This is a genomic window from Leucobacter luti (assembly GCF_050310065.1).
Classification (GTDB): Bacteria; Actinomycetota; Actinomycetes; order Actinomycetales; family Microbacteriaceae; genus Leucobacter; species Leucobacter luti_B.
Map to the genome: position 1 here is coordinate 460,993 of NZ_CP190007.1, position 25,207 is coordinate 486,199.

Consider the following 25,207-nt stretch of genomic DNA (forward strand, 5'->3'; position numbering starts at 1 on the left):
CACATTGTCATGCGCGTTGACGAATCTTTAATTCCCAGATCTGGAGGAAGATATGCATGTCTAAGTACCGGGTGCAGAATCCTGCGACGGGCGAGGTCGTCGAGACGTTCGAGGCTCTCAGCGATTCGCAGGTTGACGAGGTGCTCTCGAGCGCCGACACCGTGTACCGAGAGTGGCGCGAGCGGAGCGTGCAGGAGCGCGCCGCTGTGGTGAAGCGCGTCGCCGAGATCTTCGCGGAGCGCCGCGAGGAGCTTGCGAAGCTGATCGCCGTCGAGATGGGGAAGTCCATCGCCGAGAGCCTCGACGAGGTGGATTTCGCGACGCAGATCATCGACTACTACGCCGTGCACGGCCCGAGCCTGATCACGGACTACGAGATCCCGTCGACCGTGCCGGGCCGGGCGTACATTGAGCACCTGCCGATCGGCACGCTGCTGGGTGTCATGCCGTGGAACTTCCCGTACTACCAGGTCGCGCGCTTTGCGGCGCCGAACCTGCTGCTGGGCAACACGATCCTGCTGAAGCACGCCGACGTATGCGCGCGCTCGGCCCTCACGATCCAGGAGATCATGGAGGAGGCTGGCGTCCCCGTCGGCGGCTACCAGAACCTGTTCGCCTCGCACGAGCAGATCGCGACGATGATCGCTGATCCGCGCGTGCAGGGCGTCTCGCTCACGGGCTCCGAGCGCGCCGGCGCGATCATCGGCGCGCAGGCGGGCGCGCACCTGAAGAAGTGCGTGCTCGAGCTCGGCGGCATCGACCCGATGGTCGTGCTCGACGCCGACGACGTCGCCGCGGTGGCGAAGGAGGCGTGGGACTTCCGCACGTACAACGCGGGCCAGGTCTGCAACTCCAACAAGCGCCTCATCGTGATGGACGACATCTACGACGAGTTCGTGGCCGCGCTCGTCGAGCTCGCCGAGGGCCTGAAGCCGGGCGACCAGCTCGACCTCGGCGAGGGCGAGTTCGTGCCGCTGTCGACGCGCGCCGCGGCCGAGACGGTCGACGCGCAGGTGCAGAAGGCCGTCTCCGAGGGCGCGCGCGTGCTCGCGGGCGGCGTGCTCTCCGAGGGCCCCGCGGCGTACTACTCGCCGGCGGTGCTCGTGGATGTGCCCCGCGATTCCGAGTCCTACGGCGAGGAGATCTTCGGGCCGGTCGCAACCGTCTACCGGGTGTCGAGCGACGAGGAGGCGCTGGAGCTTGCCAACGACTGCGCGCTCGGTCTCGGTGGTTCGGTGTTCTCGACCGATGAGACGCGCGCCCGCAAGGTCGCCGAGCGCCTCGAGGTGGGCATGTCGCACGTGAACACGATTGCGGCGGAGTCCGCTGAGCTGCCCTTCGGCGGCGTCAAGCGCTCCGGCTTCGGCCGCGAGATGGGTCCGCTCGGGATCGGGGAGTTCGCGAACAAGCGACTCTTCTTCGTCGCGGAGTAGTTTCGTTGCACGCCGCGAAGGGGGGCCGTGGGATTCCACGGCCCCCTTTCGTGTGCCGGGGTCGGTTTCGGTGCGGGATCAGCCGAGCTGTGCGTCGAGGTAGCTCTGGGCCTCTGCGGTCGCGTCGGTGATCTGCTGCCACGACTCGGTGACCGCGTCCCGGAAGTCGCTCAGTGCGCTCGCCAGCCGCTCGGGATCGGATCCCGCGCCCGGCAGCGCCTCCACAATTGCTGCGAGCTCGGCGTTTTCCGGGCTCTCGCCCTCGAGCGTTCCACGTGCGGACCTGCATTCGGCGCCGCTCGGATCCGCAGCACAGAGCTGTGCCGCGGCCATGACGTCGGCGTATCCCTCGTCCTGCCACTCCCCGAGCTGATCCTCGAGCGATTCGTAGGCGTCGTCGAGACGTTCCGCGAGTTTTCCGAACTCGGCATCCCGCTTCGCGGCCCCGCGCTCGGTGAGGGCGTCGGAGCTCTCGCGCAGCACCCCGACCTGCCCGAGGGTGTTCGAGATCCTGTTGTCGAGCTGAACGGGGTCGGTGTTGGCGGCGGCTTCCACGTCGCCGACGGAGGCGACCATGCCCTCGAGCGGGTTCGCGTTGAGATTCGTGATCGTTTCGAGCTCGCCCTGCGAGACTTCGTAGTCGCCGACGAGCGGGGGCCTGAACACTCCCCAGAGCACGAGGGCGAAGACGGCGATGAGCGCGAGGCCGACTATGCCGCCGACGATTCCGAGAGTGATCTTCGTGGTTCGGGATGCCATGCTCTGCCTCCGTCCGGGAGCTCGCCGCCTCACGAGCTGTGCGTTTCCTATGTGTACTGACAGCGTAGTCGCGTCCCGACCGAGGGGGAACGCGCTCGCCCCCGGCCGCGCGGTGCGGCAGGGGGCGAGCGGGCCCGTGTGTGCGGTAAGTTACGGCCTTGCGGCCTCCTTTCGAGTCCTGGATCCCACTGTGACGGCGGCCGCCCCCGCGAGGAGGAGCAGCGCGGCCGCGGCGCTCAGGCCGAGGGCGTCCGCCGCTCCCGTCTTGGCGAGCTTCTTGTCACCGTCCTGGGCTCCCTTCGCGGCGGTGTTTTTCGACCCGGTGTCCTTCGACCCAGTGTTCTTCGACCCGGTGTCCTTCGATCCGGTGTCCTTCGATCCGGCGCCGGGGTCGGCGACGTCCGTGATCCCGGGCTTCGGGGTTTCCGGCGCCGGGGTTTCGGGCGCCGGGATTTCGGGCGCCGGGGTGATCGGCTCGGGCGCAACGGGTGGTGTGACGACTTCGGCTGTGGTGAAGTCGATGGTGATGGGGTTGGGGGCCTTTTTGGGGTCGAAGCTGCTTCCGGAGGAGTACCAGTAGGAGGAGAGTCCGGTTTTTACTTGGAAGTCGACGAATCCTTGTGGCCAGGATCCCCAGTGCTCACCTGTCTGGAGTTGCGGGGTCGCCTCGGCCGGGAGGTTGACGCGTACGCCCGCGTATTCGGGTGTGACGGTGAACGGGTTGAGGGTGTCAAGCTTTGCCCCGGTGAAGGTTGCGATCGTTACCCCGGTGACGGGGTCGATGGGGGTTTTCACGGTGGGGTTTTGCATGTCGCCTGCGTAGCCGCTCATGTCGCCGGTGAGGGTGCCGGTGCCGTCGGGGGTGACGGTGAGGGTGGGGTTGGTGATCGTGAAGGGGACGAGTCCGCCGTACATGTTGATCGAGAACGCGCCCTGCCAGGTCACGACAGCTGACCCGTCGGGTTTCACGGTCGCAGTACCGCCGGTGAGGGTGAGGAGCTGCTTGCCGCCGGTGCCGACGAACGCGGCCCGGGTGGCGTAGCTTGCCGGGGTGCGGGTGCCGTCTGCGGTGGTGTGCGTGATGCGCACGTTGCCGGCCTCGGCTTGGTAGCTGGCCTCGGATCCGTCGGAGACGCCGGCGCTGAGGTGGTTCGCGCCGCCAAAGGGTGGCTTTGCTTGCACTTCGTTGCTGACGTCCCACTCGAAGGTGACGCCCTCATATTTTTGTCCCTCGGCCGGGATCACGGTCTTCGCGAGGACCGTGAGCGCGGCCGCGTCTGACGTGTTCTCGCCGACATCGTTGGCCAGGACGGAGCGGAACTGTGCGCCGTCGAGGTCGGGGTTCGCGATGATCGTGAGCGTGTCGCCTGCGACGGTGAACGGTCCCCCGGTTTCGATGGGGGTCCAGGTGTCGCCGGTGAGGTGCTCCCAACGCTGTGCGCCTGTGATGCCGGGGGCGATGGGTGCGGTGAGGCGTGCGGTGTCGCCGTCTCGGATGGTGAGATCGGTGGGTTGGGCGAGGAACCGGGGTGCGCTTGCGACGGTCACCTTCGCGGTGTCGGAGACGACCTTCCCGGCGGCGTTGGAGAGCACGGCCCGGAACTCGGCCCCGTCGTGCTCGAGCTCAACCTCGGGCGCGAACTGCGCCGTGGTCGCGCCGGGCACATCCGTGAAGCGCTTCTGCGTGGGGAGCTTCCGCTGCCACTGCACAGTCGTGTCGCCCGTGGCCGACCACTCCACACCCAAACTCGCACTCCCACTGAGCGCCCCCTGCGTGAGAGAAACGGTCGCGTCGACGGGCTGCGTCGTGAACTCGGGAGCGACGGCGACGAGGTCCAGCCGCCGGATCGAGTGCGACGTGTATCCGGCCGACGTTGCCACCACGATGCCGTGATCCGACGTGGCGAGAATCCGGGAATGGTAGTCAGAATCGGGGAGGTCGAAGGACCCCACAGGCTTTCGATTCTTGAGCATATTCACTGAACCCTTGATGGCATCGACGGAGTAGTCGATTCCCAAGGCCGGGTCTGATCCCACTCCCAGTACCTTGAGAGTCTTATTTCCAGGAGAGGGATCAATGTGCTCTGCTGAGGAGGTGCCGTCTCCAATGGTGAAGTAGCCAAGTGCCCCAGACCAGGCGTTGCCGCCCGCGAGGATCGATCCATCTGCAGCCCAGACGAGGTTCGCGAAGGCGTACTCTCCGTAGCCGATGGAGTCTTGGCCGAATGCTCCAGGGATTGTTTCGCTTGACCAGTGACCGTCACTGCCACGCACAATCTTGGTGAGTGGGAAGGGCTTTGTGACTCCGGGACTCGATTCGAACCCAACCCGCACCGCGAGAAGTATGGATCCATCTTTCAAAATGAGCGCTTCGGCTGGGTTGTGACTGTCGGGGTTCTCGTTCCCGAAGAAGGTCGCTTGCATTTCTTCGTGAAGCGCTCGCGCCTCTTCTGGAAGTGTGATTTGCGCTTCAGCTGCCGTCCAGGACCCATCATCTTCTCGAGAGAGTGAGCGTATCCGGTGGTCATTGAGCGGATCAGAATCGGGTGACCTGCGAAGCTTAGACCAGATGAATTCTGAAGTGACCGGGTTCCATACGAACAGCGGGCCGGCTAGGAATTCATTGCTCTGCAGCCCGTCGCTGGAAATGGAGTCGATTGCTCTTTCAATGCTGAATTCTCGGAGCTCGGGGGACCATGTTGCTGTATGGAGAGAGACAACATAGTTCTCAGCGTGCTGGCTGCCCGACTTGAAGAACATGGTGCCGCGACCCGGATCAAATGCAGTATGCGCGTAGCTCGTCTCGCCTTCTGCGAAGTCAGTCTGACCGAGCACTTCTAGGGAAGTGGAGTCGAGCGCCGTAAAGCGAAAATGGGCAGGCGTTTGCCCTTCCTCGTCGAACTTCTCGAAGGCGATGAGTGTCTCGCGGTCCTCGGTAAGGTAGTACCCGGGCACGACGTTGCTCGTTGCTTTCCATTCGGGCCCATGAGTGAACTCTGGGACCCCCTGGGAAGCCCACCTCTCTGCGAGGCTTGGCTTGCCGCCTGGGCCCGCGTACCTGATGGAGACCGGGTCGATGGGTGTGCCAGCGGCGTAGAGCAAGAGCCCGTCTCCGGCGACGGTGGGCAGGCCGGCCCAGGATGTGTGACCGTCGGTGAGGTCAGGCTCGGTGAGCGAGATGTCGATCGTGGCAAACACCCCGTGCTTCGTCTCCAAGGGGCCACCGGGGTTCGACTCTGGGCGGCCCGTGTAGGTGCCGGAGATCGTTTGCTGCTTGCCCGTGATCTCGAGCACGAGGTCGCTGAACGTGGAGTCGAGCTGGCAGAGGTCATTCTCGCAGTATGACTGGAAGCGGACGGAGCCTTCGAGCTCAAGCCGCAGCGACTGGGACTCCGGGTCGTAGTTCCCCTGGGCAATCGGCCACCGGTACTCGCCGGAGGGCAGCTTCTCTGCGCCGCCCTTGAGTTCTTCGTTGCCGACATACTTGCGCCAGGATTCCTTGACTCCCCAGTCGACGTAGCCTTCCGTGATGGGCGCTGGCTCCTGCTCCTGCGCCAGGGCTGGGGTTGCCGGGATGGCGAGTGCGGCCGCGACGGCGAGTGCGGGGAGCGCACGCCAGCCTCTGCGGCGACTGCGCCGGCCAATGGTCGGTGTGATCAATCTCATTCCTGTCCTCATTTTCCGCTGTGCAACTGGTCGTCTTAGGCTGAGAGGGGTGCGTCCGCAAGTCGGCCGCACCCCGCAACTCACTAGTTGAAGACGAGCGGTGCGCGCTCCACAGTCGTCGAGCCGTACCACCGGTGCTTTACGATGACGACCTCACAGGCTCCAGCGGTGCTGCAGTCGAATGTTTCGGCGTGACCGGGCAACTTCTTGTGCATGTTCGCAATTCGAGTCTTAGATACGCCGGGAATTGTCGTTACGAGCTGCCTACCGCCGGGGTGCGCGACGTTGCTCATCGCTCCGCACGCCGGAGCCTGGAACAGCCCGATTCCGTGCGATGTGCAGATGCCGACCCGGTATGAGTCCGCGGCAAGTGAACTATTCGAAGTGACGGTGATCGTTTGGCCCGAATTCGCGGGGTTCGGCGTGTACTCGAGCGCGCTCGCCGCGCTCGCGCCGCCAGCGATCAGCGCGACCGTCGCGACCCCCGCGGCGAAGCCTCGGAGCAGAGTCCTCTTGATTCCCATTACTGATCGTCCTCTCGTTGGAGTGGAGCGGCGCGACCGATCGACCGCACCGCTACTGCAGTGCGCCCCAACCGCGGGCGCAGTGGCCGGGAGTGCAGTCCCGGCCTGTCTGGCTGCCCCGCTCATGGCCTGAGTCTGTGTTAGGTGAGGCTAGCCTTCCTTAGGTTATGGAGGGGGGCCCAGTGTCGCCAGTGCGTTTGAGGTGACTTTGATTTCGATTCGACACGGTTCCGAGTTGGGTGAAACGGCGACCGCCCCCGGCAGCGCGATGCTGCCGGGGGCGGGTATGAGCGCCTGGCTGGTGGTTATGAGTCGGTGAGTTCCCTCCTGTTCTTGGCTCGTGCGGTCATTGCGGCGGCGCCCGCGAGGAGGAGGAGTGCGGCCGCGGCGCTCAGGCCGAGGGTGTCCGCCGCTCCCGTCTTGGCGAGCTTCTTGTCACCGTCCTGGGCTCCCGGTGCCTTCGAGTCGGGCGCGGGGGACGGGGACTTTCCGCCGGGATCCGTCTTGCCTGGTCCCGTCGCGCCTGGTCCCGTGGTGCCAGGTCCCGTGGCGCCTGGGTCAGTGGTCCCGGGGCCGGTGGGTTCTGGCTTGACGAGGCGCTCCGTCACGGTGAGGGCTGCCGCATTGGTTTCCGCGGTTCCCTCCGAGTTCGTGAATACTGCCCGGAACTGCGCGCCGTTGGCAGCGAGCTCGGCCTTCGCGATCACGTACTCGGGGGAGGTGGCGCCCTCGACGTTGACCCATTCGCCGCCTGCGATCTGGCGTTGCCACTGCACGGTGGGTGCGGGGGTGCCTGATGCCTGGGCGGTGAAGGTGGCCTGCTTGCCGGCCTCGACGGACACCGCGGTGGGGTGCTGGGTCACCGCGGGTGCCTGAGTTTCCGGCTCGGGTGTGATGGGTGGGGTGACGACTTCGGCTGTGGTGAAGTCGATGGTGATGGGGTTGGGGGCCTTTTTGGGGTCGAAGCTGCTTCCGGAGGAGTACCAGTAGGAGGAGAGTCCGGTCTTTACTTGGAAGTCGACGAATCCTTGTGGCCAGGATCCCCAGTGCTCACCTGTCTGGAGTTGCGGGGTCGCCTCGGCTGGCAGGTTGACGCGTACGCCCGCGTATTCGGGTGTGACGGTGAACGGGTTGAGGGTGTCAAGCTTTGCCCCGGTGAAGGTTGCGATCGTTACCCCGGTGACGGGGTCGATGGGGGTTTTCACGGTGGGGTTTTGCATGTCGCCTGCGTAGCCGCTCATGTCGCCGGTGAGGGTGCCGGTGCCGTCGGGGGTGACGGTGAGGGTGGGGTTGGTGATCGTGAAGGGGACGAGTCCGCCGTACATGTTGATCGAGAACGCGCCCTGCCAGGTCACGACAGCTGACCCGTCGGGTTTCACGGTCGCAGTACCGCCGGTGAGGGTGAGGAGCTGCTTGCCGCCGGTGCCGACGAACGCGGCCCGGGTGGCGTAGCTTGCCGGGGTGCGGGTGCCGTCTGCGGTGGTGTGCGTGATGCGCACGTTGCCGGCCTCGGCTTGGTAGCTGGCCTCGGATCCGTCGGAGACGCCGGCGCTGAGGTGGTTCGCGCCGCCAAAGGGTGGCTTTGCTTGCACTTCGTTGCTGACGTCCCACTCGAAGGTGACGCCCTCATATTTTTGTCCCTCGGCCGGGATCACGGTCTTCGCGAGGACCGTGAGCGCGGCCGCGTCTGACGTGTTCTCGCCGACATCGTTGGCCAGGACGGAGCGGAACTGTGCGCCGTCGAGGTCGGGGTTCGCGATGATCGTGAGCGTGTCGCCTGCGACGGTGAACGGTCCCCCGGTTTCGATGGGGGTCCAGGTGTCGCCGGTGAGGTGCTCCCAACGCTGTGCGCCTGTGATGCCGGGGGCGATGGGTGCGGTGAGGCGTGCGGTGTCGCCGTCTCGGATGGTGAGATCGGTGGGTTGGGCGAGGAACCGGGGTGCGCTTGCGACGGTCACCTTCGCGGTGTCGGAGACGACCTTCCCGGCGGCGTTGGAGAGCACGGCCCGGAACTCGGCCCCGTCGTGCTCGAGCTCAACCTCGGGCGCGAACTGCGCCGTGGTCGCGCCGGGCACATCCGTGAAGCGCTTCTGCGTGGGGAGCTTCCGCTGCCACTGCACAGTCGTGTCGCCCGTGGCCGACCACTCCACACCCAAACTCGCACTCCCACTGAGCGCCCCCTGCACGAGAGACACGGAGGACGCAGATGGCTGGAGAGCCACCACTGGGGTAGTGCCGAGAAGCGAGAGACGCTGGATCGTGTGAGGTGCATTGGCAGGCGACGTCAGGACTAGAAGCGAGTGGTCTGGCGTGGCAACGATCCGAGAGTGATAGTCCGTGTTTTTCAGCGGGAAGCTCGACAGCGGCTTTCGCTCCTTCAAGACATTGACGGTTTCTTGGATGGAGTCGACTGAGAAGTCGAAGCCGAGCGCGGCGTCCGATCCGACACCCAGCACCTTCAGCGTCTTGTCCCCGGGGGATGGGTCAACGTGTTCAGCCTCGAAGCTGCCGTCAGCTGATTGCGTGTAGTAGCCGAGAGCTCCTGACCATGCGTTCCCGCCCGCCAGCATCGAACCATCCGCAGCAGCAACAACGCTCGTGTATGAATATGCGCCATAGCCGACGGTGTCGGGTCCGAATGCGCCCGGAACCAGCACGGATTGCCAGGTGCCATCGGACTGACGCGACACATGCACGAGAGGCATGGGCTCACTCGTTCCGTCCGCGCCCTGGAGTTCGCCACTCGATGTGAACACGATGCTTCCATCATTGAGTGCGAGCGCCTCATGAGGGTTGTGCACGCCAGTGCCGGTTGCCCCAAAGAAGCCCGACTGAGCGTGTTTCGGCTGAGACCCCATCTCGGGCGGGACCGAGATCGAGGTTTCCTGAGCTGACCACCGGGAGGTCTCTCCGCGCGCAACCACTCGGACTTTCTGATCTGACATGGGATTCGAGCCCGGAGCGTCAACGTAGCTCGTCCAGACGAGCTCCGCGGTTGCGGGGACCCATACCATGACTCCCCCTGCGTGGATGGCGCTTACATCGACGCCATCTCTTGAGATAGCGTCGATGTCTTGTTCAACCTCGAACTGCTGCGTACCCGAGTTCCAAGTTGCCGCATTCAAAGAAACGGTCGCACGCCCTTCTGCGGATGCCGATGACTTGTAGAACACCGTCCCTGTCCGGGGATCAAACGCGGTGCGAAGGTACGAATGCGACCCCACGTTGACGTTCGTTGACCCCAGCAACTTGAGTGTCTTGGCATCCAGGGCAGAGAGTCGTTGGCTTCGATCCTTTGATGTGGGCCCTTCAAACGTTTCGATGGTGATGAGGGTGTCCCTTGCTTCCGTCAGATAGTAGGCCGGGGGCAATGTGCTCTCTGCGTTCCAACTCGAAGATTGGTCATACGCCGGTGCCCCCGGCGTGTCCCACCGCTCAGAAATGTCGGGGAGGCCAGCAGGGCCCTTGTACTGAATAGTCACGGGATCCGTAGGTGTCCCGGAGGCATAAAGCAGGAGCGCGTCACCCGCTGTCGACGTGATCCCAGACCAGTTTGCGGTCCCATTCTCGGTTCCGGCGGTCGCTTGGGAAATGTCAAGCGTCGCGAGGACACCGGTGACTTGCTCGGGTCCCGCTTCTGGATTGGTGCGCGGCTTCCCCACGTAGGTGCCTAAAAGTACCTGGCGATCCGGACCGATCTCGACACTCAGGTTCTCGAAGGTTGAGTCCAGCTGGCAATTGCCGTCGTCCGCGCAGTAACCCTTGTAGTTGATTGATCCGCCGAGCTTCAGCTGGAGTAGTTTCGACTCGGTATCGAAGCTACCGCTCGTGATCGGCCATCGATAGTTGCCGTCAGGTAGCTGCTCGGCACCGCCCGAGAGGTCCCCGCCCTTGATGTAGTTTCGCCAGGATTCCTTGATTCCCCAGTCCACATAGCCCTCTGAGATCTGGACGTTGGTCTCATCGGCTGCCATGGCCGGTGTGGTCGGGAGCGTAAGGGCTGAAAGGCTAACTATTGCCGTGGCGATGAGCCATCTCCGACGGGATTGCCGGCGTATCACGCCGTCATGGTTTTGCATGGTGTATCGAGGCCTCCAGGAACTGGTGGTGTTGTCAGGGAAATTGGGGGGCAGTGTTCGGTGCGGCAATGCGCCGCACCGAACACTGCCCGCTCCGCCGAGGCGAAGAAGAGCGAGACCGTCACGTACCTGGTCTCGCATCGCCGCGAGTTACTTGAAGATGAGCGGAGCGTTCTCGATCTGAACGGTTCTCAGCCCAACATGCTTCACGATGACGACATCGCAGGAGCTGGCCGTTGGGCAATCGAATGTTCCCTTATGCCCGGGAAGCTTCACGTGTGCATTGGCGTTACCCTGCTTGTACACGGCGGGTGTCGTAGCCGTGAGAGGCTTCCCGCCCGGATGCGCCACGTCCACCATTGCCCCGCAGGCCGGAGCCTGGAACAGGCCGAAAGTAGCCGTCGTGCAAATCCCGACGCGGTAGGTGCCCGCGGCCAGCGCATTGCTGGATACGACGGTGAGTGACTGTCCGTCAACTACCGGCGGCTCGTACTCGAGCGCGCTCGCCGCGCTCGCTCCGCCAGCGATCAGCGCGACCGTCGCGACCCCCGCGGCAAAGCCGCGGAACAGTGTCTTCTTGATTCCCATTACTGCTTGTCCTCTCGTTCGAGTGGAACGGCGCGACCGATCGACCGCACCGCGTACTGCAGTGCGCCCTAACCGCGGGCGCAGCGACCAAGGTTCTGGTCGATTAGCCTCCAAGCAAGCTGCCACCCCGAGAATCAGCAAGCACTAAGGTCAGGCTAACCTTCATCAGACTAAGTCGGGTGACGGGATCCCGCAAGGGCCCGGGGTCACTCTGACGAGCTGCGCCGCCGATCCCGGAGCGCGGAGACGAGCATCCAGAGGGCGTATCCGAAGAGCGCGGCCACCACGAGCGGGATCAGCCAGGCCCGGGTCTCGCCAGTGAGCGCCTGGGCGAGCCACCCCAGGTACGGGATCGAATACCAGACCGTGCCGACGACCTGAACCTCCCGCACCTGCGCCGGATCAGGGGAGGGGCTGTTGTCGCCCTGGGTGATGAACGACGCCTCTCCGCTCGCGAGGGCGAGGCGCTGGGTCACCCGGTGCGTCACGAGCGTGGGCTCGCCGCTGTGCAGCTGGTACGTCAGCACGTCGCCGGCCTTGACCTCCGCAGCGGGGGTCGGCCGCACGATCACGAGGGTGCCGGGCGGGAGCGTCGGCTCCATGGAGGAGGTCATCACGGTCAGCGCGCGGCCCCCGGTCACCGCGGGCACGACGATCGCGAGCACAGCGATCCCGGCCACGATGAGGAGCACGGCGACCATGATGCCCGACCAGACCGCGGAGAGAGCCGAGCGCGCGGGGCGGGGTGAGCGTTCGGGCTCGCTGCTGGCGTGTTTGGCGTTCACGCGCGTCCCAGCCGGGATGCCCCGCGTGCGCCGCGTGCGCCGCGATCTCGCCGCCCACGGGCGGTGGCCGCCCCGCCAGCGGCAAGGAGGAAAGCTCCGAGGAGCAGTGCGGTGGTCGATCCGCGCGAGCCGGTGGCGGCGAGCGGCCCGTCAGCGGGTGGCTCCGGATCCCCTCGCCCCGGCCCGGTCTGGGTGAGCGTCGCCTCGAGCCCGAAGGAGAAGTCAGCGAGGGCGCCGGCTGCTCCCGCCTCGCCCGCGCGCTCGCCGAGCGCGGGGTGCACCGCGAGGGCGACGTCGACGCGTGCGGTCGCGCCCGGAGCGAGTGCCACGGCCTCGGCCGCGGGCACGCGCCCGCCTGCGTCCTGCGCCGCCGCGACCGTCGTGGTGCGCGTGCCCGCGCCGGGCGGATCGCCGGCCGCGCCGGTCGAGACGCCGACCTCAAGCGTCGACGCGCCTGCGAGCGCGGGATCTGAGGCCGCGACGTCGACGAGTGCGACGGCGAGCGACGCTGGGTCGGAGGAATCGTTTCTCACCCACACAGTCTCCCGCGCCCGGTCGCCCGGCACCACCCTGCCGAGGTCCGCGAAGAGGCGCGGGCCGGGACCGGGCGCAAAATGCACGCCATCGGAGGAGATGAGGAGCGGATCCGAGACCGCGGTTGCTGGCGTGGACGCGGCAACGGTCGCGGCGATCCCCCCGCCAGCGCCGAGCAGGAGCGGGAGCGCGAGCGGCAGGGACGCCGTGCCAGCGGCGATGCGGTTCGAGAGTCGCACGGCGGCCTACCCGAAGCCCGCGCCGGCGGTAAGCGCCCCGGTAAGGGGCACGGTGAAGGTCATGCCGCCGTAGACGACGTTGTCGTTCGCGTCGACGATGCGGGCCTCCTTCTCGCCCGAGGGGATCCTGGGTATTGCGAAGGAGAAAGTCCGCGCGTCGAGACCGCGCAGCGTCGAGCGCGTCGTCCAGCCGGCGTCGCCGGTCGTGCCCGCGTTCCGCGTCTGCAGGCGGAGGGTCGAGTTGCCCGCGCCAATGCCCCAGCTGATGTTGACGGTGGTGCCCGAGGCGGAGAAGGAAACGGGCTCCCGGCGGAGCTCGACGGAGACGTTCGCCGAGGTGCACGGCGCAGCGGAGGTCGAGGAGACCGACGACGAGGTCGGGAGCACAAGGCAGTAGCCGTTGAGCGCGGAGACGAGCTGCCAGCGATCGCCGGGCATCGTCTGCAGGTACCACTGCTGGGCACGGGTGTCGCCCGCGCCGTTCACCGCGATGATCTGCTGGCCGTTCGCGGGGTCGATCGCGAGTCTCGTGCCAACCGCGTTCGCCGGGCGCAGTGCGACGAGCCGGTCATCGCCCGCGGCCACGGGGAGGATCTCGAACGCCTGATTGGAAGTCACGTAGCAGCCGTACGAGAGGATCGGGGTTCCGCCTGCGGTTCCGGATCCCGAGACGTCGAGACAGACGTTCGTGTTCGCGGCGGCGCGCACGGTGTACCAGCGCGAGACGCCGTCGGGCAGCCAGTTCGCCGCGGGGAGCGGGTAGATCGCCTGCGTGCGCTGGGTGGTCTGCACGGCGGCGCCCTTCGCGGGCCAGCCGGCGGTCGTCAGCGTGCCGGTGACGACGGGGTTCGTCGACTGGGAGCCAGAGGCGGCTGAAATTGCGTCGCGGGAGGCGACGGGAACGTCAGTGCGCGCGCAGTAGGTCACGCTCGATCCGGGAAGGACCCCCTGGACAGAGGGCGCGACGGCCGAGGCCCAGGTGCCTGATGTTGCGCTCGCCGGGGTGCCCGCGGTGCAGGCCGCAACCGTGTTGGGCCAGATCCGGACAGGAAGGCCCGCGGCGAGCGGACCGGTGCCCGAGATGGTCGCGCCGACCGCGCCGGGCGTCGAGCTCGTGTTCGTGACCGTGAATGATCCGGTGCGGGTGAGGGTACTCGTCGTGTTGACGAAGACGCCGTCGAGCGCCGAAGGGGTGATCGTGAGCGTCACGGGGGCCGTCTTCATCGAGGCGCTCGCCTCCGCGCCTGCGGTCCAGAATGCCCAGGCCGAACCACCGCCGAGGGCGAGCGCGGCCACGGCGACGCCCGCGGCAAAGCCCGCCATGACGCGGCGCGGCAGCCGGAATGCGCGGCGGATCCCGGAGCGACCGTGGCGAGCGGACGGGGGTGTGTTAGCCCGCACGCTGCACCCCCTCGATCGTGAGCGTGAACGGCACCTGCTGGCCGGACTGCTCCACCGGGGTGCCGTCGCGGAGCGAGAGCTCGAGGCACAGCACCGTGGTCCCAGACGAGGCGGGCCCCGTCGGGGCGAGAGCGCCGATGCCGCTCTTCGTGTAACCGCTGAGCGGCGCGGGTGCCGGACCGGGGCGGCCGGGCACGCACTGCGCGGCCGAGGAGACGGGCGTGAGCCGGATCTGCGTATTCGCGAGGATGGCGGGCGCAGCCGTGGGCGTTGCACGCGCGGACAGGTCGAGCGTGACGTGGCCGGTGTTCGAGACGGTCACGGCGCGTGCCGCGGGTGCGCCCGGACCGACGCTGAGGTCGGCGAGGCTTGCGGAGGCCGCCCCGTCGATACGCAACTCGGCCGTGCCGGCCGAAATCGTCGCCCCGCCCAGCTCGGCGCGCGCGTTGAGGAGCGCGTACGTGCCGCCCGCGGCGCCGAGCCCGAGCAGCGTGGCGCCCGTGAGCATCGCAGCGGACACCGCGAGGCCGCGAATGCGGCGCCGCTGGCGCGAGCTGCGCGTCTCGGCGCGGAGCGCGCGCCGAGTCACGGGTGCCGAGGACGTCACTGGGACTCCCTTTCTGCTGCTGGGGTGAGTGTGCGGGATCCGGGTGCGCCGGGCGTCCGGATCCCGAGCCGACTACGGGGTCGTGGTGCCGTCGAGCTGCGTTGCGGTCACGGCGAACGCGGAGAGCGAGACCTTGCCGAGCTTCGCCGGGTTGTCCTCTGCGGGCGAGGTGCCTGCGGGCTGGTCGAACGGCCAGGTGAGCGTCACGGCGATCTTCGCGTTGTAGGTCCCCGAGTTGTCGCTCTTGTGCTTGATCGTGGCGGTCTGGCCCTTGACGCCGTTGATCGTGTAGTCGGCCGACTGCGTGAGGCGCGTCTTGAGCTTCTCGTCCGCGGCATTCCCCGTGGTCGCCGCCGTGATCGCGCCGGGCGCGATGTCGGCCTTGAACACCAGGTTCCGCCCCTGCGCGGTGATCTGATAGTCGCCCGTGTAGATGAGCTTGTCGCCCGGAACGAGGCGGAGTGCGGAGATGTCGGCGACCGGCTCGGGCGCCGCGGCGCTCGTGTGCTGGATCTGCCAGGTGCCGGTGCCCACCTGCGTGAGCGCCAGGTTGCCGGCCGTGATCGTGGCGCCGCCGAGGCTCGCCGAGCTGTTCCAGTAGGCAAGGGTGCCGCCCGTGCCGAGGAGGAGTGCGAGGCCGGCACCGGCGGCCAGCGTGGCCTTCGTGATCTTCTTCATGGGTTTCCTATTCGAGAGTGCCTGGAGGCACGCCGAATAGTCCCATCGACAGATCCCCCCAGATGAATTTCCTCAGCGCTTTTCGGGCGTGTTTCAGCCGACCTCGCGAGGACGGTTCAAGGTAGCCCGGGTGCGGCCCGGCACGAAAAGGTTTGGAGGGAATCGCCTATGCGGAGCGGTGAAATCGGTGCGCTTTCGTGACCTTGCGTACTAATTGTGCCCTTGAGTAGTTTGGACTGAGTGTGATACGCCCTCCCGGCGACGGCACGGGGCGACGCGTGGTTTCCCCGCGCACCGATCCCGCTTCCTGAGCGCCATCACCAGCACCCCCGTCCCCGAGGCGCAGAGCGCGCCGCCGGCGATCCCCAGCCGGGGATCCCCGCCGCCCGTGGCGGGCAGTGCGCGGGTGCCGGCCGTCACGGGCGACTGGGCGAGCGCCGCCTGCACGCGAAGCGAGAAGGTCTCGCGAGCGCCGGCCACACCCGGCTCACCCCGCCGCTCGCCGAGCCGCGCATCGATCGCGAGTGTCACGTCGACGCGGACGGTCTCGGAAGGGGCGAGTGGAAGAGCGTCGAGCGCACGTATTCGGCCACCTGCCGTGTGCGCCTCAGCGACGGTGACCACGCGTTCTCTGCCCGCAGCGGAAACCTTGAGGCTGGCGGCACTCGCGAGCTCGCGGTCCGAGGCCGCCACGTCGACGAGGTCGACCGAGAGCGTCGCACGGTCTCGAGCGTCGTTCCGGATCCACACCGCGGCCGAGGAGGTGTCTCCGGGCACGACCGCACCGAGCGCCGAGAACAAGCGAGGGCTGACGCCGTCGTCGAAGTGCACCCCGTCGAGCGACAGCGCGAGCGGTTCGGTCGCGGCGGGGCGCGACTGGGCAGCTGCGAGAGGGGCGATCAGTGCGAGTCCGGCGATCGCGAGCCCCGTCCCGAGTGCCGCGGCGCTGATCCGGATCCGGAGCATGATCGGGATCCCGCGCCCTCGTGCAGCGCACACGCTCGATCACCCGAATCCACTGCCGGCGGTCGCCCGCCCGGAGCCGTCGACCGTCATGGTCATGTCACCGTAGATCGTTCCGCCACCGAAATCGGAGATGCGAAGCTCGTGGGTTCCCGGGGAGAAACCGGCCGTGGAAAAGGTGAAGGTGCGCGCCCCTGGACCCGTATTCGTCACCTGGTTGCTCCACTCGTGGGCTCCCGCCGGCCGAGTCTGCAGATTGAAGATCACGGCGTTGCCCGGGGCGATGCCCCACGACACCGTGACCTCCTGGGCGGAGGCAGCGAACGTCACGGGCTCCCGCCGGAGTTCGAGTGCGACGTTCGACCCCGTGCACGGGCCTGTGTGCGTCGGATCCTCGGTCGAGGTGCCCGGCAGAGTCAGACATCGCCCATCGAGCGCCGAGACGAACGACCACCTGTTGCCAGGAACGCGCTGCACATACCAGCGCTGGGCGGCGGGTTCCGCGCCGGTGGCGCCCCCGAGTGCGGCGGCCGCGGTGAGCTGCTGCTGGGTCACCGGGTCCACGGCGGCCCGGGTCTGGAGTGCGTTCGCGGGGCGCAGTGTGACGAGATAGTCGTTCCCAGTCGCGACCGGGACGAGCTCAAAAGCCTGATTGGAGACGGGTCCGCAGGAGAACGCGAGCAGGGGAGTGCCCGGATCGTTCCGCCCGCCCTTGACATCGAGGCACACGGATGGGCTGGCGCCCGCCCGGACCGTGAACCAGCGTGCCACCCCGTGGGGCAGCCATCCGCTCCCCGCGAGCGGATAGATGCCCTGGGTGCTCTGCGTGACCGCGACCGTCGCCGTCTTCGCGGACCAGCCAGCGGTCGTGAGCGACGCGGTGATGACAGGGTGGGTGGCCATGGCCCCCGTCGGTGTAGAGATCGCGTTGCGAGTGTCGACCGAGATCTCCGTGCGCACGCAGTAGGTGACCGCCGCCGCGGGGGCCACCCCTGTCACCGCCGGCGCGGCGGCCGAATCCCATCTCCCCGAGGTAGCGCCCGGCGGCGGTGGAGCCGTGCACGGCCCTGTCGACGCCGGCCAGATCCGGATCGGGAGTCCGGCGGCGAGCGAACCGCCACCGGAGACGGTGGCGCCCACCGTGCCCGACGTGCCGCTCGTGTTGGTGACGGTGAAAGAGCCGGTGTGCACGAAGGTTGAGTGCTCATTGGTGTAGCTCGCGTCGAGGCCGTGCGCGGCGACCGCAACCGTGACGGCGTTCGTTCGCGCGGTCGACGTGCCCTGCGTCGAGGCCGTCCAGAGCGCCCATGCGGAGCCACCGCCCGCGAGGAGGGCGGTGGCCGAGACGCCCGCGACGAAGCCGAGGAGTGCCCGGCGCCGCTGGCGCACGCGTCGGCGTTGGCTACCCCGCATGTTGTACTCCGCTGATCGTGAGGGTGAACGGCACCTGCTGGCCCGCAAGATCCGCGGGGGTGCCGGGGCGGAGCGCGACCTCGAGGCAGGCCCAGCGGGAGGCGCCCGGGGCCAGCTCTGCGAAGTTCTGCGCCGCGAAGGAGCTGAGGGGTGCCGGGGCCGTGCCGAGCCCGGCCGTGCAGGAGGCGGCGTTCGCGACCGGCGTCAGCCGCGCCTGGACGTACGGCAAGATCCCCGTCGATGACGCGGCCGAAGTGTGCCCGGAAAGTCGCAGGCGAACGCTCCCGATGTTCGTGACCTTGACGGCCTGCGTGGCGGGCGCCGCCGGACTCAGGACCACCGGGCCCAGCTCGGCAGAAACGGCATCGTTGAGCCGAAGCTCGGCCGTGCCGGCTGTGAGACTGGCCCCGCGCAGCTCCGCGCGCGTCTGCAGGAGCGCGTACGTGCCTCCGGCGGTCCCGATCCCGAGCAGCGTCGCCCCCGCGACCACCGAGGTGGAGAGCGCGAGTGCGCGGAGACGGCGTCGCCGGCGCGTGCGCCCATGTGTGGCGCGGAGTTCACGCCGGGTGCCGACTGGATGCTCGCTCATGTCCCTCCCTCTGAGCGCCGGGCATCGACCGTGGGTCCGGATCCTGATCCGGGCCCTGATCGGGGCTATGATCCGGATCCTGATCCGGGCCCGTCGCACGGGGCGGGATCGGAGTCTCCGACCCCGCCCCGTGCGGCGGGCCGAGGAAGCCGCCCGTTAGGTCGCCGAGCGCTGGACCTGGGTGGCGGTGAGCGAGAAGTTGGCGAGCGAGACCTGCCCCTGCTTGGCCACGTTGTCCTGGGCCGCGGAGGAGCCGGCGGGGTCGTCGAAGGGCCAGTCGAGCGTGACGACGATTCGGGCCGGATACGAACTCGCGGCGTCGTTCGTCTGGGTGATGGTCGCGGTCTGTCCCGCGACGCCGTTGATCGTGTAGGCCGCGGTCAGGTCGAGCTGCTGCGCGAGGCGAGTGTCAGCCGCATTGCCCGCCCGCGCGGGGGTGATGGCGCCCGGCGCGATGTTGGCGCGGAAGCTGAGGTTGCGCCCCTCGGCGGCAATCGTGAAGTTCCCGGTGTAGATGAGTTTGTCGCCCGGCACGATGCGCAGTGCCGCGAGGTCGGTGACGGCCTCGGGAGTGGTCGCGCCCGCGCGCTGGATCTGCCAGGTCGGGGTGCCCGACGCCGCGAGCTGTAGGGTGCCGGCGGTGATCGTGCCCCCGGCGAGCTCGGAACTACTGTTCCAGAGCGCGAGGGTGCCGCCCGTACCGATGAGGAGTGCCAGCCCTGCGCCTGCCGCGAGGACTGCCTTGGTCGTCTTCTTCACTGGTGCTCCTTGGTTGCGTGTGCCCAGTGGGCACGCCGAAACACCCCGTCGGCTGGCCCCCTGGCTGAGTGTCCCCGCCGGGCCGGGCCGATGAGCCCGAGGTTCCCCCGAGAGGACGGCTTAACCTAAAGCGACAGATGTGTGACCGCCCGAATCGTTGGAGGGGAGTCACACATCTGCCGCCCGCAGGGGAAGAGCACTGTGTTAAAGCGAAAAGACTGCGCTGTCTACCATTTTGGGTGCCATGCAAGTTTGGATCGGTCTACAGCTGGTGCGGCGTGTTCCAGGCCAGGAATGATCCGTCAGCCTGCTCGGCCTGCCAGAAATCTCCGCACTTGACGACGTTCTTCAGCGCGACGTCCTGGAGGAGGAGCGGGGCCGCGTATCCGTCGGGGAAGCCGTCACTCGGCTCGCAGCCCTGCGTGCGGCCCTCGCCGTGCCACGCATAGGCGATCTTCTCGCCGTCCACAACCGAGCGAATTTCGGTGGCCGTCTCGGGGAAGCCCTCGGGAAGACGATTCTCCGACACCAGGACGCTCGTCGTTGGCTCGGGGGCGGGCTCGGGCATCGGCGACGTGTTCTCGGTCGCGGACTTGGGGGCGCAACCGGAGAGCAGCAGGCCGGCTGCTGCTGCAAGGGCCGCGATGGAAAGCAGGTGCTTGGACATGTCATCTCCTTGGGGGGTGGTGATGTTGCGTTGCGAGAGCCAAGTTATTGGCGGACCCTATCGAGTTGCCGGTCAACAGTCGTGAAGTGGCTGAGCGTGGGGCGTTCGGAACGTTGACGGCCTTCGATCATGAAGGGGGCGCGTTGAGTTCGGCATCTCGAACAATAATTGTTCGGCATGTCGTAGAATTCTGGATCGATGTCGTGCTACACCTATATGTAGTGGCAAAACCGGTGAGATGCACTACATATAGGTGTCATGGAGCGAAAGGGGAGTGTGCCGCATGCAGGCAGATCGACGCAGGGAGGCGCCTGTCGCGGTGCTGACGCGCGCGGCATCGCCCGCGCTCATCTATTTCTCGAGCGTGTCCGAGAACACGCGCAGATTCGTCGATAAGCTCCGAATCGAGGCCGGCAGGATCCCGCTCAGGCCCCGCATCGAGGGGCAAATCAGGGTCACGAACCCGTTCGTGCTCGTGGTGCCGACCTATGGCGGAGGCGAGCCCTCGGGCGCCGTACCGAAGCAGGTGATCCAGTTCCTCAACGACCCCGAGAATCGCGGCCTCATGCGCGGCGTCATCACGGCTGGCAACACGAACTTCGGCGAGCATTACTGCCTCGCCGGGCCCGTGATCTCGGCGAAGTGCCGGATCCCGGAGCTCTACCGCTTCGAACTGCTCGGCACTGAGCGGGACGTCGACCGGGTCCGCGAGGGCCTCGGCGAGTTCTGGGCGGCGCAGCAGGAGGAGTACGCGGCCGAAAGCCGGTCCGCATGAGTGAGAAGGGAGATCACCGAGACATGATCGAGCACGCGCCTTCGGCGGGCGGGGCGGCACTGGGCTCCGTCACGCCGCGCTCCGTCACCCCGCCGACGTACCGTCACGATCCTGAGGCACGGCTCAGGCCGATCAACTGGAACCGGGTCGCCGACGAGAAAGACCTCGAGGTGTGGAACCGGCTCACCGCCAACTTCTGGCTGCCCGAAAAAGTGCCGCTTTCGAATGACCTGCCGGACTGGCAGCGGATGTCGGAGACCGAGCGAACCCTGACGATGCGCGTGTTCACCGGACTCACCATGCTCGACACGGTGCAGGCGACCGTCGGAGAGATATGCCAAATCCAGGACGCCCGCACCGAGCACGAGGAGGCGGTCTACACCAATATCGCCTTCATGCAGGCGGTGCACGCCCGCTCCTACTCCTCCGTGTTCTCGACCCTCACGAGCACCCCGGAGATCGACTCGGCGTACGAGTGGGCGGTCGGGAACGACCTGCTCCAGGCGCGCGCGAAGACCGTACTCGCGCACTACTACGGGGACGATCCGTTGAAACGGAAGGTGTCGTCGACCCTCCTCTCCTCACTGCTGCTCTACGCGGGGTTCTACCTGCCGCTGCACTTCTCGGTGCGGGCGAGACTCACCAACACGGCCGACATGATTCGCCTGATCCTGCGGGACAAAGCGGTGCACGGCTACTACTCGGGCTACAAGTACCAGCGCGGCCTCGACGGCTGCACGGACGCCCGCCGCGAGGAGATGCGCGACTTCACCTTCTCGCTGCTCGAGGAGCTGTACGAGCTCGAGCTCGACTACTCGGGCGCGCTCTACGAGCCGCTCGGGCTCATGGACGACGTCGCCGTGTTCGTGCGCTACAACGCGAACAAATCGCTCATGAACCTCGGCTACCCCGCACGGTTTTCGCCCGCGGAAACCGAGGTCAACCCGGAGATCCTCGCGGCTCTCTCGCCCGGCAGCGACGAGAACCACGACTTCTTCTCCGGCTCGGGATCGGCGTATGTGATCGGTCGCGCCGAGGACACGACCGACTCGGACTGGGATTTCTAGGCCCTCGGTCGCCGGCCGCGCTGGGGCAGGCGCCGACGCCAGCTGAAGTAGATGATCGGGCCGATGACGGGCACGAAGAGAATCGCGAGCGCCCAGACCGGGGCAGTGGCCCCGCGGTGTCTGGGGACGTCGATACAGAGCTGGATGAGAGCGACGAGCGACATGATGCCAACGCCGACGAGGACCGCCAGCCAGGCGATGAAGAAGAGCTCGTACTGCGCGGGCGGCGTGGGGGTCTGGGACGAGAGTGCGGGGGCGGTCGTGAGCAAGGGCAGGGTCAAGGGAGGGCTCCTCTGCGGACGGGCGAACCGGTCTCTGCACTCGCAGGGTACGCGATCCCGCGGGGACACGCGAGCATGATCTCCCCTCGCCCTCGCCCTCGCCCTCGCTCTCGCTCTCGCCCTCGTCTGAGTTGACCGAAAGTGACGCCTAATCGCGGTTAAGCGTCACTTTCGGTCAACTCAACTCGCCGCGGGCGGCTGTCCGGCCGAACTCAGCCCGGCGCCTTCCTGAGTTGACCCAAACTGAGCCCTGAGGGCGATTAGGCGTCACTTTGGGTCAACTCAACCCAGGGCCGAGGCGGCCGAGGCGGCCGAGGCGGCCAAGGCGCGGCGCGGCTCTGGCCCGGCGCGGCGCCGCGCCGGGCCAGAGCCGGCGCCTCTCAATCAGCCCCGGGCGCCACCGCCGGACCTGGATCCGTCCACGGGCGCAGGAAGTTCACCCGCACCGAGCCGAACGGCACCGAGGCGTCGCGCTCGAGCAGCGCGTCGACGCCGTAGACCTCGCGTAGCCGCCGCCGGGTGAGCACCGCCTCCGGCAGGCCGGCGCTGACGACGCGCCCGCCGTCGAGCAGGACGAGGCGGTCGCAGTAGCGGGCGGCCAAGTTCAGGTCGTGCAGCGCGATCACACACGTGATGCCGAGGGACCGGAGCAGCTCAAGGAGTTCCAGTTGGTGCCGGATATCGAGGTGGTTGGTCGGCTCATCGAGCAGGATTTCCGTGGGCTGCTGCGCGAGCGCACGCGCGAGCTGCGCCCGCTGGCGCTCGCCGCCGGAGAGGGTGTGCCAGATCCGGTGCTGCTTCTCGGCGATATTGACGCGCGCGAGCGCCTCGTCGACGACGGCGGCATCGTGCGAGCCAAGCCCGTCGAATCGCCCCCTGAACGGGGTCCGCCCGAGCTCGACGACCTGGCGCACCGTGAGGTCGCCGTTCGCCGTCGTGTCCTGCTCGACCAGGGCGAGGCGCCGCGCGATCCCGCGCCGCGACATCTCGGAGAGGTCGGTGCCGTCGACCCGCACCGCCCCCGTGTCTGGCCGCCGCAGCCCCGCGAGCAGGCGCAGCAGCGTCGACTTGCCCGAGCCGTTCGGGCCGAGGAGTCCGACGACGCAGCCGTCCGCGGCGTCGAGATCCACCCCCGACAGCAGTTCGATACCGCTGATCGACCAGCTGACGTTCCGCGCAGAAATCTTTCCCATCAGGAGCCCGCCCTTCTCAGTACGATTGCGAACGCGGGCGCTCCGAGGAGCGCAGTGATGACGCCCACGGGCAGCTCGTTGGGCGAGAACGCGGAGCGCGCGAAGGCGTCAACCCAGATCAGGAAGGCGCCGCCCGTGAGCCCCGCAAGCGGCAGGAGGCTCCGGTGCGTCGGGCCGAAGAGGAGCCGGATCACGTGGGGGATCAGGAGTCCGATGAAGCCGATCGCGCCGGAGGCGGCGACGGCGGCGGCCGTGACGACGGCCGTCAGGATCATGAGCGCGACGCGGGCGGCGCGCACGTTGATCCCGAGCGCCGCGGCCGAATCCCAGCCGAAGGTGAAGGCGTCGAGCGCCGGCGCGAAGAACTGCACCGCGATGACCCCGATGAGGATCACCGTCCCGGCGACGATGAGCGGCTCCCACCGCGCGCCGCCGAGCGAGCCGAGCAGCCAGAACACGAAGCCGCGGGTCGAGTTCGCGTCACCGTTCACCATGAGCACGACGCTCGTGATCGCCGCGAAGAACTGCGACACGAGCACGCCCGTGAGCACGACGCGCGAGGCGCTCTGCACGCGGCCGCCACCGAGGAGCAGCATCAGGATCCCGAACGACAGCAGCGCCCCGAGGAATGCCCCGGTCGACAGCGAAAGCGCCCCTCCGCCGATCCCGAGCAGGAGCACCGCGACCGCGCCGGTCGACGCGCCCGAGGAGACGCCGAGCAGGTAGGGGTCGGCGAGGGGGTTGCGGGTGACCGACTGCAGGACGGCGCCCGACACCGTGAGGCCGATGCCCACAACCGCGGCGAGCAGGACGCGCGGCACCCGGGACTCCCAGACGAGCGCGTCGAGTAGCTCGGGGAGCGCGGGGGTCGGTGCGACCGCGCCGAGGCCGATGTGCCGCATGATCGTCGACACGACGTCGAGCGGGCTGAGGTTCGCCGTGCCGACGAGCGTGCCGCCGACGATCGAGGCGGCGAGGACGATGACGGCGACGGCGAGGGTGATCGGGAAGGGCGCGCGAACGTGTCGCGTTCCGCTCATGTGTACTCCTTGGGGCGGGGTGAGGATCCGGATCGCAGTGCCGGATCCGGGCATGAAAAAACGGGTGCGGCGGCATTGGGGGTCCGCCGCACCCGCGCGTGTGGCTACTGCAGGTCGACGAGTCCTTCGGCGACTGCGGGCAGCGCGTAGACGCTGCCGTAGCTCGGGTCCATGTAGGTGCCGGGAACGATGATGAAGCGCTCGTTCTTGACGGCGTCGAGCTTCGAGGTGAGCGGATCCTTCTTCAGGATCTCGATCTTTTCCTTGGCGGAATCGCCCGGCTTGCCGCGCGTGAGGTCGGCGAGCACGATGACGTCGGGGTTGCGCGCGGCGACCTCGTCCCAGCTGGTTTCCGGCCACTTGGTCTCGGCATCGTCAAAGACGTTCTTTGCGCCAATGAGCTCGCTGACGTGCTGGGGCAGTCCTCCGGGGCCCGCGACGTAGGGTGCGCCGTCATAGGTGGAGTAGAACCACATGATTGACGGCGTGCCCGTGATCTTCTTCGCGGTTGCCAGGCCGTCCTCCACGACCGCCCGCTGCTCGGCGATGAGCTTCTCGCCTGCGCCCTGCACGTCGAAGATCTTCGCAAGATCCGCATACTCCGAGAAGAGCATCTCGAAGGAAGCCCCATCGACGGCCTGGTGGAAGGTGCAGTCGAACTCGGTGAGGTAGGTGGGCACGCCGTGCTCGTCGAGCTCCCTGCGCTCGCCGGCCTTGTCTGCGGCGAAGAAGCTCGCGAAGTGCGACATCACGAAGTCGGGCTGCGCGTTGAGCAGGGATTCGTGCGAGACGACGGCGCCGTTTTCAGCGAGGAGCGGGATCTTCGCGTACTCCTCCGCGATGTCCTTCGTCGGCTTGTCGGTCTCGTATCCGGTGCCGACCATGCGGTCGGCGAGGCCGAGCCGGATCAGCACCTCCGCACTGGCCTGATCCAGGGTCACGGCGCGCTTCGGAGCCTGGTCGTAGCTCACCTTGTCGCCGCAGTTCTCGAGGGTGACCGGGTACTTCGTCACGCCCTCAGGCTTGGAGACGTGAGTCGCGGATGGCGCCGACACCGACCCTGCGGCGTCGGTCGAAGATCCCGACGCGCAGCCCGACAGCAGAAGCGAACTCGCCGTCAGACCCGTAATGATAACCGTTCTCATTTTCATGTCTAGGATGCTAGCA

22 protein-coding genes are annotated in these 25,207 nt (G+C 67.5%); 3 read left to right on the top strand and 19 right to left on the bottom strand.

Annotated features, from left to right (window positions below; translation table 11 throughout):
• The first annotated feature begins 56 nt into the window (after positions 1 to 56).
• Positions 57 to 1,433, top strand: coding sequence for an NAD-dependent succinate-semialdehyde dehydrogenase (locus tag ACOPJ3_RS02120; RefSeq protein ID WP_427870180.1), 1,377 nt, complete (start codon positions 57 to 59; stop codon positions 1,431 to 1,433).
• A 78-nt stretch (positions 1,434 to 1,511) separates the two neighbouring features.
• Here the strand turns inward: ACOPJ3_RS02120 and ACOPJ3_RS02125 are convergent, their stop codons facing one another.
• The 15 genes from ACOPJ3_RS02125 to ACOPJ3_RS02195 all read right to left on the bottom strand — a co-directional run bounded on the left by ACOPJ3_RS02125 (position 1,512) and on the right by ACOPJ3_RS02195 (position 19,684).
• Positions 1,512 to 2,192, bottom strand: coding sequence for a hypothetical protein (locus ACOPJ3_RS02125; RefSeq protein ID WP_427870181.1), 681 nt, complete (start codon positions 2,190 to 2,192; stop codon positions 1,512 to 1,514).
• A 150-nt stretch (positions 2,193 to 2,342) separates the two neighbouring features.
• Positions 2,343 to 5,990 carry an HtaA domain-containing protein gene (locus ACOPJ3_RS02130; RefSeq protein WP_427870182.1) on the bottom strand — a complete coding sequence of 1,216 codons (3,648 nt, stop codon included), beginning with the start codon at positions 5,988 to 5,990 and terminating at the stop codon, positions 2,343 to 2,345.
• Positions 5,942 to 6,382 carry a hypothetical protein gene (locus tag ACOPJ3_RS02135; protein WP_427870183.1) on the bottom strand — a complete coding sequence of 147 codons (441 nt, stop codon included), beginning with the start codon at positions 6,380 to 6,382 and terminating at the stop codon, positions 5,942 to 5,944. Before ACOPJ3_RS02135 ends, ACOPJ3_RS02130 begins: the two co-directional genes overlap by 49 nt.
• A gap of 305 nt (positions 6,383 to 6,687) precedes the next feature.
• Positions 6,688 to 10,356: an HtaA domain-containing protein gene (locus ACOPJ3_RS02140; protein WP_427870184.1), complete on the bottom strand. Its 3,669-nt coding sequence runs from the start codon at positions 10,354 to 10,356 to the stop codon at positions 6,688 to 6,690.
• A 255-nt stretch (positions 10,357 to 10,611) separates the two neighbouring features.
• On the bottom strand, positions 10,612 to 11,049 hold the full coding sequence (locus tag ACOPJ3_RS02145; protein WP_427870186.1) for a hypothetical protein: 438 nt from the start codon (positions 11,047 to 11,049) through the stop codon (positions 10,612 to 10,614).
• A 206-nt stretch (positions 11,050 to 11,255) separates the two neighbouring features.
• Positions 11,256 to 11,834, bottom strand: a complete 579-nt coding sequence (locus tag ACOPJ3_RS02150) for a signal peptidase I (protein ID WP_427870187.1) — start codon at positions 11,832 to 11,834, stop codon at positions 11,256 to 11,258.
• Positions 11,831 to 12,607 (bottom strand): hypothetical protein, encoded by a 777-nt coding sequence (locus ACOPJ3_RS02155; protein ID WP_427870188.1) that lies wholly within the window; start codon positions 12,605 to 12,607, stop codon positions 11,831 to 11,833. The genes ACOPJ3_RS02150 and ACOPJ3_RS02155 overlap by 4 nt, the downstream gene beginning before the upstream one ends.
• 6 nt (positions 12,608 to 12,613) lie before the next feature.
• Complete coding sequence (locus tag ACOPJ3_RS02160) at positions 12,614 to 14,008, bottom strand: RICIN domain-containing protein (protein WP_427870189.1); 1,395 nt, start codon at positions 14,006 to 14,008, stop codon at positions 12,614 to 12,616.
• Positions 13,998 to 14,615, bottom strand: coding sequence for a hypothetical protein (locus ACOPJ3_RS02165; protein ID WP_427870190.1), 618 nt, complete (start codon positions 14,613 to 14,615; stop codon positions 13,998 to 14,000). The genes ACOPJ3_RS02160 and ACOPJ3_RS02165 overlap by 11 nt, the downstream gene beginning before the upstream one ends.
• A gap of 72 nt (positions 14,616 to 14,687) precedes the next feature.
• Positions 14,688 to 15,293 carry an alternate-type signal peptide domain-containing protein gene (locus ACOPJ3_RS02170; protein ID WP_427870191.1) on the bottom strand — a complete coding sequence of 202 codons (606 nt, stop codon included), beginning with the start codon at positions 15,291 to 15,293 and terminating at the stop codon, positions 14,688 to 14,690.
• A gap of 210 nt (positions 15,294 to 15,503) precedes the next feature.
• Entirely contained in the window at positions 15,504 to 16,292 is a 789-nt protein-coding gene (locus ACOPJ3_RS02175) for a hypothetical protein (RefSeq protein ID WP_427870192.1), read from the bottom strand.
• A 6-nt stretch (positions 16,293 to 16,298) separates the two neighbouring features.
• Positions 16,299 to 17,669 carry a hypothetical protein gene (locus ACOPJ3_RS02180; RefSeq protein WP_427870193.1) on the bottom strand — a complete coding sequence of 457 codons (1,371 nt, stop codon included), beginning with the start codon at positions 17,667 to 17,669 and terminating at the stop codon, positions 16,299 to 16,301.
• Complete coding sequence (locus ACOPJ3_RS02185; RefSeq protein ID WP_427870194.1) at positions 17,659 to 18,258, bottom strand: hypothetical protein; 600 nt, start codon at positions 18,256 to 18,258, stop codon at positions 17,659 to 17,661. The genes ACOPJ3_RS02180 and ACOPJ3_RS02185 overlap by 11 nt, the downstream gene beginning before the upstream one ends.
• A 156-nt stretch (positions 18,259 to 18,414) precedes the next feature.
• Entirely contained in the window at positions 18,415 to 19,017 is a 603-nt protein-coding gene (locus ACOPJ3_RS02190) for an alternate-type signal peptide domain-containing protein (RefSeq protein ID WP_427870195.1), read from the bottom strand.
• 262 nt (positions 19,018 to 19,279) lie between these two features.
• Positions 19,280 to 19,684: a hypothetical protein gene (locus ACOPJ3_RS02195; protein ID WP_427870196.1), complete on the bottom strand. Its 405-nt coding sequence runs from the start codon at positions 19,682 to 19,684 to the stop codon at positions 19,280 to 19,282.
• A 283-nt stretch (positions 19,685 to 19,967) separates the two neighbouring features.
• On the opposite strand from ACOPJ3_RS02195, the gene nrdI reads away from it, so the two are divergent.
• A complete protein-coding gene (gene nrdI / locus ACOPJ3_RS02200; RefSeq protein WP_427870197.1) occupies positions 19,968 to 20,459 on the top strand; it encodes a class Ib ribonucleoside-diphosphate reductase assembly flavoprotein NrdI in 492 nt (163 codons plus the stop codon).
• A gap of 23 nt (positions 20,460 to 20,482) precedes the next feature.
• Positions 20,483 to 21,526: a class 1b ribonucleoside-diphosphate reductase subunit beta gene (nrdF, locus tag ACOPJ3_RS02205; protein WP_427871160.1), complete on the top strand. Its 1,044-nt coding sequence runs from the start codon at positions 20,483 to 20,485 to the stop codon at positions 21,524 to 21,526.
• On the opposite strand, the gene ACOPJ3_RS02210 is transcribed toward nrdF, so the two are convergent.
• The 4 genes from ACOPJ3_RS02210 to ACOPJ3_RS02225 all read right to left on the bottom strand — a co-directional run bounded on the left by ACOPJ3_RS02210 (position 21,523) and on the right by ACOPJ3_RS02225 (position 25,053).
• Positions 21,523 to 21,807: a PLDc N-terminal domain-containing protein gene (locus ACOPJ3_RS02210; protein ID WP_427870198.1), complete on the bottom strand. Its 285-nt coding sequence runs from the start codon at positions 21,805 to 21,807 to the stop codon at positions 21,523 to 21,525. The two genes, nrdF and ACOPJ3_RS02210, sit on opposite strands and share 4 nt — an antisense overlap.
• Positions 21,808 to 22,187: 380 nt before the next feature.
• Positions 22,188 to 23,000: an ABC transporter ATP-binding protein gene (locus tag ACOPJ3_RS02215; RefSeq protein ID WP_427870199.1), complete on the bottom strand. Its 813-nt coding sequence runs from the start codon at positions 22,998 to 23,000 to the stop codon at positions 22,188 to 22,190.
• Positions 23,000 to 24,040, bottom strand: a complete 1,041-nt coding sequence (locus ACOPJ3_RS02220) for a FecCD family ABC transporter permease (RefSeq protein WP_427870200.1) — start codon at positions 24,038 to 24,040, stop codon at positions 23,000 to 23,002. Before ACOPJ3_RS02220 ends, ACOPJ3_RS02215 begins: the two co-directional genes overlap by 1 nt.
• A gap of 104 nt (positions 24,041 to 24,144) precedes the next feature.
• Complete coding sequence (locus ACOPJ3_RS02225; protein WP_427870201.1) at positions 24,145 to 25,053, bottom strand: ABC transporter substrate-binding protein; 909 nt, start codon at positions 25,051 to 25,053, stop codon at positions 24,145 to 24,147.
• Positions 25,054 to 25,207 lie beyond the last annotated feature (154 nt).

Bases quoted from the DNA above. Each gene is read 5' to 3' on its own strand.
- ACOPJ3_RS02120 (WP_427870180.1), top strand. From the start codon at position 57: ATGTCTAAGTACCGGGTGCAGAATCCTGCGACGGGCGAGGTCGTCGAG.
- ACOPJ3_RS02125 (WP_427870181.1), bottom strand. From the start codon at position 2,192: ATGGCATCCCGAACCACGAAGATCACTCTCGGAATCGTCGGCGGCATA.
- ACOPJ3_RS02135 (WP_427870183.1), bottom strand. From the start codon at position 6,382: ATGGGAATCAAGAGGACTCTGCTCCGAGGCTTCGCCGCGGGGGTCGCG.
- ACOPJ3_RS02140 (WP_427870184.1), bottom strand. From the start codon at position 10,356: ATGGCAGCCGATGAGACCAACGTCCAGATCTCAGAGGGCTATGTGGAC.
- ACOPJ3_RS02145 (WP_427870186.1), bottom strand. From the start codon at position 11,049: ATGGGAATCAAGAAGACACTGTTCCGCGGCTTTGCCGCGGGGGTCGCG.
- ACOPJ3_RS02170 (WP_427870191.1), bottom strand. From the start codon at position 15,293: ATGAAGAAGATCACGAAGGCCACGCTGGCCGCCGGTGCCGGCCTCGCA.
- ACOPJ3_RS02180 (WP_427870193.1), bottom strand. From the start codon at position 17,669: ATGCGGGGTAGCCAACGCCGACGCGTGCGCCAGCGGCGCCGGGCACTC.
- ACOPJ3_RS02185 (WP_427870194.1), bottom strand. From the start codon at position 18,258: ATGAGCGAGCATCCAGTCGGCACCCGGCGTGAACTCCGCGCCACACAT.
- ACOPJ3_RS02195 (WP_427870196.1), bottom strand. From the start codon at position 19,684: ATGTCCAAGCACCTGCTTTCCATCGCGGCCCTTGCAGCAGCAGCCGGC.
- nrdI (WP_427870197.1), top strand. From the start codon at position 19,968: ATGCAGGCAGATCGACGCAGGGAGGCGCCTGTCGCGGTGCTGACGCGC.
- nrdF (WP_427871160.1), top strand. From the start codon at position 20,483: ATGATCGAGCACGCGCCTTCGGCGGGCGGGGCGGCACTGGGCTCCGTC.
- ACOPJ3_RS02215 (WP_427870199.1), bottom strand. From the start codon at position 23,000: ATGGGAAAGATTTCTGCGCGGAACGTCAGCTGGTCGATCAGCGGTATC.
- ACOPJ3_RS02220 (WP_427870200.1), bottom strand. From the start codon at position 24,040: ATGAGCGGAACGCGACACGTTCGCGCGCCCTTCCCGATCACCCTCGCC.